Source organism: Streptomyces mabaensis (assembly GCF_053763515.1).
In genome coordinates, this window is sequence record NZ_JBSOPZ010000036.1 from 66,563 (window position 1) to 78,777 (window position 12,215).

A 12,215-nucleotide genomic window follows, 5' to 3' on the forward strand; every position below is an offset into this window, starting at 1 on the left:
ACCAGAGGAGCCCGAGCGATGACGATTCTTGTGACCGGAGCGACCGGAACAGTCGGCCGCCAGGTGGTCGAGCAGCTGATCGCGCGGGGCGCGAACGTCCGCGCGCTGACCCGCGACCCGGCGAAGGCGGACTTCCCCGCGGGCGTGGAGGTCGTACGCGGAGACCTCACCGACCCCGAGTCGCTGGTACCGGCCCTGAAGGGTGTCACCGGACTGCACCTGATCACCTTCGGCGGCGCGGCCTTCGCCCCGCTGGAGGGCGGAGAGCGGATCGTGGAGCTGGCGGCCGAGGCGGGTGTGCGGCGGGTGACCGTCCTGCACGGCGGCGGGCCCTCCCCGCTGGAAGACGCGGTGCGGGCCGGTGAGCCGGCCTGGACGGTGCTGATGCCGGTCGAGTTCATGTCGAACGCGCTGGAGTGGGCCGAGGGCATCCGCACCACGGGCGAAGTGCGCGAGCCGTTCATCGGCCGGCTGAGCGCGATGGTCCACGAGGCCGACATCGGCGCGGTGGCGGCGGTGGCGCTCACCGAGGACGGGCACGACGGCCGGACGTATGTGATCACCGGGCCCGAGGTGCTGACCCTGCGGGACAAGGTGGACGCACTCGCGGCGGCGAGCGGCCGGGAGATCGGCCTGGTGGAACTGAGTGAGGACGAGGCGAAGCAGCAGTGGCAGGCGGCCGGCCTGCCCCAGGAAACGATCGACTTCCTGGTGCTGGTGTACGGGAACACGCCCCCGGAGGGCCGGACGGTGACCGGTGTCGTGGAGCAGGTCACCGGTCGCCCGGCCCGTACGTTCACCGAGTGGGCGGCGGCGCACGCGGACGCGTTCCGCGGGTGACGGGACCGCAGTCGGTGACGGGACGGCGGCCCGTGTGGCGGAACCGCGGCCCGTGACAGGACCGCAGAGGGACCGGCGCAGCACCGCGTAGTCCTTGGGACGGACGCGCAAGGATCCCCACTACAGGGGACGACCGCGCCCCTGCCCGGCGCCTACCGTTCTGCACGTGACCGAGACGACCCAGAAGACCGAGACGGCCGGGCGGAGCCCCGAGTACCGCTTGGCCGTGAACACCCTGGCCGGACTGCGCCAGGACCTCTTCCACGACGCCTTCGCCTACCAGCCGTTGCCACCGATGCGCAACGACGGACCGGTCACCGGACGGCTGCCGGGGCGGATACGCGAGTGGTCCGCCTGGACCCCGCACGCCCTGGTGGCGTTCGCGGCATTCATCACGATGCTGATCGCCTCTGAAATGTCCTCGTGGGGCGAGGGGCCGATCGGTGTGGTGGCAGCGGGCCTGATCCCGGCCATCACGGTGATCGCCACCCTGTTCCGCCCGGTGGGCGCGTGGTGGCTGTCGATGGCCTCCGCCCCTGTCGTGGGCGTCCTGACCGGCAGCGGATTCTCGCCGTGGGTCGAGACGGTCTTCTTCTCGCACCTGGTGGTGATGGTGGTGGTGGCGGCCAGGACCCGGCCACGTACCGCCGCGTGGATGTGGGTGCTCACCGTGGTGGTCGGGGGCTTCATGGAAGCCTTCGGCGGCGGCTGGGACTCCAACACCGGCCCCATGGCCTTCGTCTCCGCCTTCGCGCTGCTCGTGGTGAGCATGCTGCACGTTCGCCGGCACGCCCGGCAGGAGGTCGTCGCCCAGCAGCACGTCACCGCTGTCGAACGGGACAAGCGCACGCTGCTCGAGGAGCGCACGACCATCGCGCGCGAGCTGCACGATGTGGTCGCCCACCACATGTCCGTCGTCGCCATCCAGGCCGAGGCGGCCCCCTACCGGGTGGAGAACCCGCCGCCCGAGCTGGAGCAGGCGTTCGCCACGATCCGGGAGAACGCGGTGGCCGCCCTGACCGAACTGCGCCGCGTCCTCGGCGTCGTACGGGCCGAGGACTACGAGGCCCCGGACGCCCCGCAGCCGACCCTCGCCGTGCTCGACGGGTTGCTCGCCAACGTCCGGGAGGCCGGCCTCCGCGTCGAGAAGACGGTCACCGGATCCGTCCGCGAACTCCCGCAGGGCGTCGAGCTGTCCGCGTACCGGATCATCCAGGAGGCCCTCAGCAACACGCTGCGGCACGCGCCGGGCGCGAGCGCGGTCGTCGAGGTCAGTTACGTCCTGGGCGGGCTCGGCCTGCGTATCGTCAACGACCCGCCGACCGGTGCTGTGCGCCCCTCCCCCGGCGCGGGGCACGGGGTCACCGGGATGCGGGAGCGGGTCGCGATGCTGGGCGGCGAGATGACCGCGGAGCCGACCGCGAGCGGCGGATACGAGGTCGCGGTCTTCCTTCCCGTGCCTGCCGGAGAGGGGTCGGCATGACCATCCGGGTCCTGATTGTGGACGACCAGATGATGGTCCGCGAGGGCTTCTCTGTCCTGCTGAACGCGATGCCGGACATCGAGGTCGTCGGCGAGGCGGTCGACGGCCGCGAGGCCATCGCCCAGGTCGCCGCGCTGCGCCCCGACGTCGTCCTGATGGACATCCGCATGCCGGAGCTGAACGGCCTGGAGGCGACGCGGGAGATCGCCGCCGCGCACGCCGACTCCAAGGTGCTGGTCCTCACGACGTTCGACCTGGACGAGTACGTCTACCAGGCGCTGCGGGCGGGTGCGTCGGGCTTCCTGCTGAAGGACGCGTCGGCGCGGCAGCTGGCGGACGGCGTGCGGGTGGTGGCGGCGGGCGAGGCGCTGCTCGCTCCGTCCGTGACGAAGCGGCTGATCGTGGAGTTCTCGAAGCTCTCGGACGCCCCGCGGCCTCCCGCGCAGGCGCAGCTCGGCGATCTGACGGAACGCGAGACGGAGGTCCTGGTGCGTATCGCCCAGGGCCTGTCGAACGCGGAGATCGCGTCGAGCCTGGTGATCGCGGAGTCGACGATCAAGACGCACGTGAGCCGGATCCTGGTGAAGCTGGGCCTGCGCGACCGTACGCAGGCGGCGGTGTTCGCCTACGAGGCGAGGCTGGTGACCCCCGGCTGACCCGGCCGGCCGCCGGGGGCACGTCAGTGGCAGGTGATCACCGACTCCGCCCAGTCGGCTAGCGCCACCTCGCCGAGCGGCGTGTGGGGCTCGACGGCCAACCGGATCGACTTCCGCCCGCCGATGCCGACATGGACCGGTACGGCCCGTTCCGCGCCCCGGATCACCGGTGACTGCCACAGCCGGGCCCCGTCCCCGTACACGGAGAAGCGCACCGCGCCGAGCCCCGGCGTCATGTCGTCCACCCCGGCCCAGGCGTCGTAGGACGTGCAGGGGCGGTTGAGGTCGATGGTGACGGAGGACGCCGCGTGCACGGTCACCCCGTGCGCGTACGGCCTGCCGCCGACCCGCAGCCCCCAGCGCTGCCAGAGCCAGCTGCTCCGGTCGAGCCTGATCTCGGGCCCGGTGCGTTCGCCGAGGACGGCGTAGGGGAGCCGGTTCACCTGGTACGGCGTGGAGGCGGGCGGCGGAGTCGGCTTCGCCGGGGGCGTCGGCGTGGGCGTTGTGGTCGCCGTCGGCGAGGGAGGCGCCGGCTCGGGCGCGGCCGACGTGGCCGGCGTGGCCTCCGGCGAAGGCGTGGGGCGGGCGCGTTCCGGCTCAGGTTCGGGGGCGGGGGCCGCGGCCGCGGCGGAGGGCGGCGGGGTCCGTGGGGTCCGAGGGGTCGGTGGTACGACGGGTTCGGCAGCCGGCGGCGGGGACAGGCTCGGCCTCGCCTCGGCCTCGGGCTCAGGTTCGTTGCCGGCGAGCGCGAACACCACCCCGGCAACCACGGTGGCGGCCAGCGCCGCCGCAACCGCAACCTGCCCCGGCACCCCCAACCCAGAGGCCCCACCCGCACCAGCAGAGGAGCCGCCCGCGGCCGCCCCACTCGCCCCGGCACTACCCGCGGCAACCCCACCGGCTCCCGCCGACCCGCTCGCGGAGGCCCCTGCGGCGCTTGCCCCGCCGACTGCCGCCCCGCCCGCGCCCGCTCCGCCCGCGGAGGCCGCCGCCCCACCTGCCCCCACCGAGCCCGCGCCCGCTCCGCCCGCGCCCACCGAGCCCGCGCCCGCTCCGCCCGCGCCCACCGAGCCCGCGGCAGATCCGCCCGCGCCTGCTCCACCGACCGCCGCGCCGCCCGCCCCACCCGCGCCCGCGGCAGCCGCCGCGCCGCCCGCCGCGGCTCCTGTTGCTCCTGCCGCGATTCCCGCCGCCTTGGCCGCGTATCCGGCGGCGCACCAGCCGATGACCGCTGCCGGAAGGAGCGCCGGGATTCCCGCGTTGACGTCCTTGATCTCGACCGCCGCCAGCCGGCACTTCGCGCACTGCTCCAGGTGCTGGCGCAGTCCCCGCTCGGCCCGCATCCGCAAGCCGCCCCGGGCGTACGCGCCCAGCCGGTCGGCGTAGCGCGAGCAGTCGCCGCCCTCCGTGAGCGCCGCGCTCACATGCGCCTGCAGGTACGCCTGCTTGAGACCCTCGCGGGCCCGACTCGCCAGCACCGCGGTCGCGTTGGCGGTCAGCCCGAACAGTGGCGCCACCTCGCTCGGCGACTCCTCCTCGACCGTGGTGTGCCACAGGACGGCCTGCCAGCGCTCGGGGAGGCTGCGGAAGGCCCGCATGGCCATCGTCTGCTCGGCCTCGTGCATCGCCCGGACCTCGGCACCCGGATCCAGCCCGGCCCCGAACGAACCGGCGCCCTCGGCCGCCTCCGAGCCGCGCGAGGCCGCCTGCGCGGCGAACACCGCGAAGTCCTCGACCAGTTGCTCCCGCTTCGTGGTCTGCGCCCACGCCGCGGCGACCCGCCGTACCGTCGTCAGCAGGTACGCACGCACCGCGTACTCCGGTCCGGCGCCCCCGCGCACCGCCTGCAGCGTGCGCGCGAAGACCTCGGCGGTCAGATCGTCGGCGGTGTGCGGGTCCCGGCAGCAACTGCGCGCGTACCGCCGCACCGACTCCGCGTGCCGCCGGAACAGCTCCTCGTACGCGCTCTCGTCACCGGACCGCATCCGGCCGATCAGATCGGCGTCGGACGGCGGCCGCCCGCCGCCCCCACGCTGCGCGGGAACCAGGCGCGAGGGGAGGGCGCCGTCGTCCCGTTCGCCGCCGCCGGCACCGCTGGCACCGCCCGGGCTCATCGCGGCAGCTCCCACGGCTCCCGCAGCGCGCGCAGCCTCGGCAGGCCCCGCCCCCGTACACCCCCGCGCGCACCCGCACGCGCCCTCAGTCCGAACACCGGGCCACAGTGGCACAGAACGGGCAGCTGCCGGACAGCTATGACCGGCATCCACCCGTCCGTGGCAGGATCAGCAGGCCCGCAGGACCGGACCGTTGCCCCTGAGCGCCGTCAGCGCCGTCACACCGGCCGCGACCGCAGACCCTCCAGCAGAATGTCCAGCAGCCGCGCGGAAGCCGCCGCCTGCTGAGCCGGGTCCGGCAGCGAGGGCGCCGCCGTGGCTATCACCAGCAGCACGTCCGCCACCGTCACATCACCGCGCAGCTCACCCGCCGCCCGTGCCCGGTCCACCAGCCGGCCGACCACTTCGAGCAGCGCCGCCGCACCCGAGTCCTCGTGCCGCGCCCCGTCTTCGGGCGCGGACCGCTGCTGCGGCACACGGGCCTCGTCCTGGACCACCGTGGAGTCCTCGACATCGACCCCGACCCGCAGCACCCGCGGCGGCAGCAGCCTGCCCGCGCCGGACGCCACGGACGTCCGCAGGAAGCGCGAGAGCGCCGACCACGGCTCGTCCTCCTGACCCAGCGCCGTTCTGGCCTGCTCGGTCAGCCGGGCGGTCTCCTCCTCGGCTATGCGCCGCACCAGGACGTCCTTGCTCGGGAACCGCCGGTAGACCGTCCCCACCCCGACGCGGGCCCGCCGCGCCACGTCCTCCATCGGCGCGCCATACCCCATCTCGCCGAACACCTCGCGCGCGGCGCGCAGTACGTGCTCCAGGTTGCGCTGTGCATCCACGCGAAGCGGCGCCGAACGGCCCGCCGCGCCGCCGGTCGGCACCACGCCGCCACCCGGCAAAGCGCCCGGCACCGCGCCGCTACCGCCCGCCACGCCCACACGCCCATTGCCTTCGGCCGCGACGGTTGCAGACCAATGCGAATCGTGAATGTGCATAACTTGTTCCCCCGGTAATGACGTCTCCCCCCGGAGACTCCCCGCCTCTTGAGTCAGGGCTGATCCACAGGCCAAGACCCGACACCCCGACGAGGTACGAACATAGTTGAGCCGGAGTCAATTCAGAAGGGGGTAGTTCCGCACGGAGCGCCCCCCGATCGGAGTATGCACCGAATCCTTCCTGTATCCGCCCCCCGGCACCAGCCCCCATCTCCGCCCTGACCTGCGCATATCCCGGTTGGCCGGTCGACGTCGGAGCCCCTGTCCCGCCCCGCCCGCCGGTCACACAATTTGCCGGGCCTGTGGACAAACTCCTGAACGCGTTGCGTCATGGTGTGGTGAAGGCTGCATATACGCGGGGGACGACCCCCGGACCCCCGGCCCCTGTACGCATTCTCGTTGTCGGCGGCGGCTACGTCGGGATGTACACCGCGCTGCGTCTCCAGCAGAAGCTGAAGAACGGCGAGGCCGAGGTCACCGTGGTCACACCCGAGCCATACATGACGTATCAGCCGTTCCTCCCCGAGGCGGCCGCCGGCTCCATCTCGCCCCGCCACGTGGTCGTCCCGCTCCGCCGGATCCTGAACAAGTGCAGGATCGTCATCGGCGAGGCCCAGAAGATCGACCACGCCAAGCGCACCGCCACCGTCACCACCCTGGCCACGGAGGAGGAGGGCGCCGGCCCGGTCGAGATCGCGTACGACGAACTGGTCCTCGCCCCCGGCTCGATCTCCCGCGCCCTGCCGGTCCCCGGCCTCGCCGACTACGGCATCGGCTTCAAGACCGTGGAGGAGGCCATCGGCCTGCGCAACCACGTCATCGAGCAGATGGACATCGCCTCCGCCACCCGCGACCCGGCCGTCCGTGACGCCGCCCTGACCTTCGTCTTCGTCGGCGGCGGGTACGCGGGCGTGGAGGCGCTCGGCGAGCTGGAGGACATGGCCCGCTACGTCGCGCGGTACTACCACAACATCAAGGCCGAGGACATGAAGTGGATCCTCGTCGAGGCCACCGGCCGCATCCTCCCCGAGGTCGGTGAGGCGATGGGCCACTACACGATCCGGGAGCTGCGGCGCCGCAACATCGACGTCCGGCTGGACACCCGCCTCGACTCCTGCGAGGACAGGGTCGCCGTACTGAGTGACGGCTCGCGCTTCCCGACTCGTACGGTCGTGTGGACCGCGGGCGTCAGGCCGCACCCCATCCTCGCCGCGACCGACCTGCCCAGGAACGGCCGCGGGCGGCTCGTCTGCACCCCCCGCCTCACCGTCGAGGGCGTCGAACACGCCTGGGCGGCGGGCGACGCGGCCGCGGTCCCGGACGTCACCGCAGACAAGAAGGGCACGGAGTGCGCGCCGAACGCCCAGCACGCCGTGCGCCAGGCCAGGACCCTCGCTGACAACGTTCTCGCCTCCCTGCGCGGACAGCCGCTCCAGGACTACGCGCACAGTTACGCGGGATCGGTCGCGTCCCTCGGCCTCCACAAGGGCGTCGCACACGTCTACGGACGGAAGTTGAAGGGGTACCCGGCCTGGCTGATGCACCGGGCCTACCACCTCAGCCGCGTGCCCACGTTCAACCGGAAGGCGAGAGTCCTTGCCGAATGGACACTCGCCGGACTGTTCAAGCGTGAGATCGTCTCTCTCGGGTCGCTCGAACACCCGCGTGCCGAGTTCGAACTCGCGGCGGGCCGAGAGCGTCCGAAGGACAGCACCGACTGACGTTGTCAGTGCGGTCGGCCACACTGGACGTGTGACCATAGGTGGGCTCACACCTGCACAGAGTGAACCGCACCGACCAGCAGCGACCCCCACAGCAGCGTCCCCACAGCGACACCACGAGGCTTGAGAGTCAGTGAACTTCACGCGCTGGAGCGCCCGGCTTCCCGGAACGCAGCGCCGCGCCGCAGCGCGGACCGATCGCGGTTCCGTGCCCGCGGCTCGCGGTGAGCACCCGGATCAGCCCGCGCCCGGCGCGGACACCGGCAATGACGGGCCCACGCCCGACCCGTCGAACGACACACCGAACACGCCGAACACCCCGGACACGCCAAAAGCGTCGAACTCCACCACCGCCAAAAAGGGAACGACGGGTACCAGGACCGCGGACAACGCACCGGTCCACGCCCCCGAGGCAACCCCGGGCGGCACCGCACCGCCGCCGGCCGGCCAGGACCACGACCTGCCCGTCCCCTCCCTCGACGACCTGTCCGTACGGGAAGTCCTCGCCCGGCTGCCCGCCCTCGTCGCTCTGGTGTACGGCCCCGAGCACCGCATCGCCTACGTCAACGACGCCTACGCCGCGGCCTTCGGCCCCCGCCCGGCCGGAGCCCCGGCCCGCCAGGCCCTCCCGGAACTGGACGAACTCGGCCTGCTCCCGCTCCTCGACCAGGTGCTGCGCAGCGGCAAGCCCCGTACGGTCAAGAACCGCAAGGGCCCTGGCGGCGGCTCGTACACGGTCACCTGCACCCCGGTCGACGTCGGCAAGAACGGCGGCGTGATGATCTTCGCCGCCGACGTCACCGACCACGCGGAGGCCGCCGAGCGGCTGCGCGCCAGCGAGCGCCGCCAGCGCGAGGCCGCCGTCACCCTCCAGCGCTCGCTCCTCCCGCAGGAGTTGGAGCAGCCCGACGACCTGCGCATCGCCGCGACGTACCAGCCGGGCGGTACGGAGGCGGCGGTCGGCGGCGACTGGTACGACGTCATCACCCTCGGCGCGGGCCGCACCGCGCTCGTCATCGGGGACGTCATGGGCCGCGGGGTCCGCGCCGCGGCCGTGATGGGCCAGCTGCGCACGGCCGTCCGCGCGTACGCCCGGCTCGACCTCCCGCCGCACGAGGTCCTGCAACTGCTCGACGGCCTGGCCGCCGAGATCGACGCCAGCCAGATCGCCACCTGTGTGTACGCCGTGCACGACCCGAACGAGGGCCGCCTCGTCTACGCGTCGGCCGGCCACCTCCCGATCCTCGTCCGCGACGAGGACGGCACGGTCCGGCGCGCCGCCGACCCGACCGGCCCGCCGCTGGGGACCGGCGGCTGGCTGCACTCCTCCGGCACGATCGCCCTCCCCCCGGGCTCCACCGCCGTCCTCTATACGGACGGTCTGGTCGAGCGGCGCGGCGAGGACATCGACGAGGGTGTGGCCGCGCTGGAGCGGGCCCTGTCCGGGGCGAAGGGCACTCCGCAGGTCATCTGCGACCGCCTGATGCGCGCGCTCGGCGTCACCGCCGACCATGACGACGATGTCGCCGTACTGGTCCTCCAGCACCCGACCCGTACGGGACCGGACGCCGAGCTCTTCCACAACGCCGCGCTGGAACTCCTCGGCGGTATCGAGGCGGCGCCGCGCGCCCGCGCCTTCGCCTCGGGGGTGCTGGCGTCCTGGCGTTTCCCGGTGGAGCTGTGCGACCTGGGCGTGCTGGCGGCCAGCGAGCTGGTCGCCAACTCCCTCCAGCACGGCATGCCGCCCATGCGCCTGCGACTGCGCCGCACCGACCGACGGCTGATCATCGAGGTGACCGACGGGGACGACCACCTGCCCCGCCGCCGCCGCGCGGAGCCGGCGGACGAGGCGGGCCGAGGCATTTCGATCATCGCGACGATCGCCTCGTCCTGGGGCTCGCGCCGCACCCCGGGCGGCGGCAAAGCGGTCTGGTGCGAGTTCGCCCTGCCCGACCACTAGAGCCGGACAGGGCCGGGTGCCCTGGCCCTACGCGCTGACGGGCGCCGACGCCTGCTCGGGCACCCGAGTGGCCACCACGCGCGACTTCGCCAGCGACGGGTTGTCCTGCACCGGCGTGAGCCGACGGCCCAGCCGCAGCGCGAGGACCGTGATCCCGAGCGAGAAGAGAACGAACGTCACGATGTACGGACCGTGCAGCGCGGCACCCATGGGACCGCCCACGGCCGGCCCGACGGCCAGCGCGAGCTGCTTGACCAGCGCGAACGCCGAGTTGTACTGACCCACGGCCGCCTCCGGCGCCAGGTCGGCGACGAGGGGAGCCACGGTCGGGGACAGCATCGCCTCGCCGAGGCCGAAGAGCGCGTAGGTGGAGACGAACGCGGCGGTCGCCATCGCCTGGCTGCCCTCGCCCAGGCCCGCGTACCCGGCGACGAGCCAGGCGACCGTCCAGATCAGGCCGACCAGCGCGATGACGCGTGACCGGCGGCGCGTCTCCACCAGCCGCAGGACGACGAACTGCGCGACCACGATCACCGCGGTGTTGGCGGCCAGCGCGATGCCCAGCGTCGACGGCGTGATCCCGGCGGCCTCCGTGCCGAACGCGGCGAGGCCCCCCTCGAACTGTCCGTAGCAGGCGAAGAACAGCACAAACCCCAGCACGCTGAGCTGCACCATGGCCCGGTGCCGCAGCAGCCGGCGCCAGCCGCCCTTCGTCTCCGAGGGGTCCGTGGGCATGGCGTCCGGGATCAGCGGCGAGCGCGGAAGCCGAACGGTGCCGGCGATCGCGGCGAGCACGAGGAACATAACCGCTTCGATCGTGAAGAGCAGGGTGAAGCTCCCCGGCCGGGTCTCGTCGACGATCTGACCGCCGAGCAGCCCGCCGATGCCGAGGCCGAGGTTCTGCAGGAAGAACTGCGTGGCGAAGGCGCGGGTACGGGTGGCCGGATCCGAAGTCCAGACGATCATCGTCGCGAGCGCGGGCTGCATGACCGCGGTCCCGGCGCCGAGGCCCGCCGACGCGAGCACGACCAGCGCGGTGGTGTCCGCGAGCCCGAGCCCCATCGCGCCGACCGAGGCGGTGACAGCGGCGCCGACGAGCACCGGGACCGGTCCGCGCCGGTCGATGGCCCGACCCGTAAACGGCAGCACGACCAGTGCGGCCACGGCGAACACGGCGAGCACGATGCCCGCCGTGCTGGAGCCCAGCTCCCGCACCTGTGCCACGTAGACGTAGAGGAACGGGACCGTGAAACCGATGCCGAACGCGCTCAGTGCGTTGCCCGTCTGGATCCGGCGCATCGCCGCGCCCATCGCCCTGGTCATTTCACCTGCCTTAAGGAGTGAGGTCTGAAGACTTCGAAGTTAAAGTTCGAAGCTAAACAATACACATCCAAGGACTTCGATGCCAACGTCCGCGTGCGATACTTCGCGTCATGGGAGACACCCCCGGCGCCTCCGCCGTCAGCGAGCCGAGCCTTGACGAGCAGATCGCCGCCTACCAGCGCGAGTTCCGCGACCTCGACCCCCAGGTCGAGAAGGTCGTCTCGGCGCTCAGCCGGCTCAACCGCCGGATGAACGTCGCGTACGGCCGCCAGACCGCGGCCCTCGGCCTCAGCAACGCCGAGTGGGAAGTGCTCAAGGCGCTCGTCCTGTCCGGCAGCCCGTACCGCCTGGGCCCGAGCGACCTCGCCAAGCGCCTGGGCCTGACGCCGGCTGCCATGACCCATCGCATCGACCGCATGGTGGGGGAGGGACTGGTCACCCGGGAGCGGGACGAGTCCAACCGGGTACGCGTGATCGTGGAGCTCACGGACGAGGGCCGTAGCAAGTGGCTCGAAGCGATGAGCATGGCCACGGTCTTCGAGGAGGAGCTCCTCCAGGACCTCTCGACGGAGGAACGGGGCGCGCTCGGCGAGATGTTGACCAGGCTGCTGCGCCGGGTGGAGGACACTCAGCCGGACGCCGGCGGACGGCTGAGCGACCTCGACTGAGGCGAGTTGACACGCGCCCGCCCGATCCGTAAGGTTCTTCGAGTTGTCACGGGGCCGGAACGGTTCTGCGACAGCCGCTCTGCCGCTGAGACGCGGCAACCCAACTCAGCACGATCTCCCAGCGGGAACAATTTCGGCATGCCCGGAATTCAATTCGCTTGACTCGATTATGAGTCGCCTGGGAAATCCGCTAGAGTCCGGGACGTCGGAACGGCCCAACAGCCGAAAAGACACAGCCCGCTGACTGGGAATCAGGCCCGAAAGGATCTGATAGAGTCGGAACCGCCGGAAAGGAACGCGAAAGCGGACCGGGAAGGCGAGCGAAATCCCACTTCGACTGGGAATCGGACACGAAAGAGTCTGATAGAGTCGGAAACGCAAGACCGAAGGGAAGCGCCCGGAGGGCCCGATGAAAAGGGACCAAAGGAAGCGTCCGTTCCTTGAGAACTCAACAGCGTGCC

The 12,215-nt window shown here is 72.3% G+C and carries 9 protein-coding genes; 6 read left to right on the forward strand and 3 right to left on the reverse strand.

What is annotated here, in order from left to right:
* Nucleotides 1–18 precede the first annotated feature (18 nt).
* The 3 genes from ACWV17_RS27420 to ACWV17_RS27430 all read left to right on the forward strand — a co-directional run bounded on the left by ACWV17_RS27420 (nucleotide 19) and on the right by ACWV17_RS27430 (nucleotide 2,979).
* Complete coding sequence (locus ACWV17_RS27420) at nucleotides 19–840, forward strand: NmrA family NAD(P)-binding protein (RefSeq protein ID WP_455356845.1); 822 nt, start codon at nucleotides 19–21, stop codon at nucleotides 838–840.
* Between the two features lie 166 nt (nucleotides 841–1,006).
* Nucleotides 1,007–2,323 (forward strand): sensor histidine kinase, encoded by a 1,317-nt coding sequence (locus ACWV17_RS27425; protein ID WP_455361779.1) that lies wholly within the window; start codon nucleotides 1,007–1,009, stop codon nucleotides 2,321–2,323.
* Nucleotides 2,320–2,979 (forward strand): response regulator, encoded by a 660-nt coding sequence (locus tag ACWV17_RS27430; protein WP_455361780.1) that lies wholly within the window; start codon nucleotides 2,320–2,322, stop codon nucleotides 2,977–2,979. The genes ACWV17_RS27425 and ACWV17_RS27430 overlap by 4 nt, the downstream gene beginning before the upstream one ends.
* Nucleotides 2,980–3,002: 23 nt before the next feature.
* Here the strand turns inward: ACWV17_RS27430 and ACWV17_RS27435 are convergent, their stop codons facing one another.
* Both ACWV17_RS27435 and ACWV17_RS27440 read right to left on the reverse strand, forming a co-directional pair.
* Complete coding sequence (locus tag ACWV17_RS27435) at nucleotides 3,003–5,207, reverse strand: sigma-70 family RNA polymerase sigma factor (protein WP_455361781.1); 2,205 nt, start codon at nucleotides 5,205–5,207, stop codon at nucleotides 3,003–3,005.
* A 104-nt stretch (nucleotides 5,208–5,311) separates the two neighbouring features.
* Nucleotides 5,312–6,082 carry a TetR/AcrR family transcriptional regulator gene (locus ACWV17_RS27440; RefSeq protein ID WP_455361782.1) on the reverse strand — a complete coding sequence of 257 codons (771 nt, stop codon included), beginning with the start codon at nucleotides 6,080–6,082 and terminating at the stop codon, nucleotides 5,312–5,314.
* 335 nt (nucleotides 6,083–6,417) lie between these two features.
* Between ACWV17_RS27440 and ACWV17_RS27445 the strand changes: the two genes are divergently transcribed.
* Together ACWV17_RS27445 and ACWV17_RS27450 are read left to right on the forward strand one after the other, a co-directional pair.
* Nucleotides 6,418–7,803, forward strand: coding sequence for an NAD(P)/FAD-dependent oxidoreductase (locus ACWV17_RS27445; protein ID WP_455361783.1), 1,386 nt, complete (start codon nucleotides 6,418–6,420; stop codon nucleotides 7,801–7,803).
* 133 nt (nucleotides 7,804–7,936) lie between these two features.
* On the forward strand, nucleotides 7,937–9,763 hold the full coding sequence (locus ACWV17_RS27450; RefSeq protein ID WP_455361784.1) for an ATP-binding SpoIIE family protein phosphatase: 1,827 nt from the start codon (nucleotides 7,937–7,939) through the stop codon (nucleotides 9,761–9,763).
* Between the two features lie 27 nt (nucleotides 9,764–9,790).
* On the opposite strand, the gene ACWV17_RS27455 is transcribed toward ACWV17_RS27450, so the two are convergent.
* Nucleotides 9,791–11,086 (reverse strand): MFS transporter, encoded by a 1,296-nt coding sequence (locus ACWV17_RS27455; protein ID WP_455361785.1) that lies wholly within the window; start codon nucleotides 11,084–11,086, stop codon nucleotides 9,791–9,793.
* A gap of 110 nt (nucleotides 11,087–11,196) precedes the next feature.
* On the opposite strand from ACWV17_RS27455, the gene ACWV17_RS27460 reads away from it, so the two are divergent.
* Nucleotides 11,197–11,754 carry a MarR family winged helix-turn-helix transcriptional regulator gene (locus ACWV17_RS27460; protein WP_455356838.1) on the forward strand — a complete coding sequence of 186 codons (558 nt, stop codon included), beginning with the start codon at nucleotides 11,197–11,199 and terminating at the stop codon, nucleotides 11,752–11,754.
* Nucleotides 11,755–12,215 lie beyond the last annotated feature (461 nt).

What these genes read in the sequence shown, in the direction of transcription:
- ACWV17_RS27430 (WP_455361780.1), top strand. Translation starts at nt 2,320, where the DNA reads ATGACCATCCGGGTCCTGATTGTGGACGACCAGATGATGGTCCGCGAG.
- ACWV17_RS27440 (WP_455361782.1), bottom strand. Translation starts at nt 6,082, where the DNA reads ATGCACATTCACGATTCGCATTGGTCTGCAACCGTCGCGGCCGAAGGC.
- ACWV17_RS27460 (WP_455356838.1), top strand. Translation starts at nt 11,197, where the DNA reads ATGGGAGACACCCCCGGCGCCTCCGCCGTCAGCGAGCCGAGCCTTGAC.
- ACWV17_RS27455 (WP_455361785.1), bottom strand. Translation starts at nt 11,086, where the DNA reads ATGACCAGGGCGATGGGCGCGGCGATGCGCCGGATCCAGACGGGCAAC.
- ACWV17_RS27420 (WP_455356845.1), top strand. Translation starts at nt 19, where the DNA reads ATGACGATTCTTGTGACCGGAGCGACCGGAACAGTCGGCCGCCAGGTG.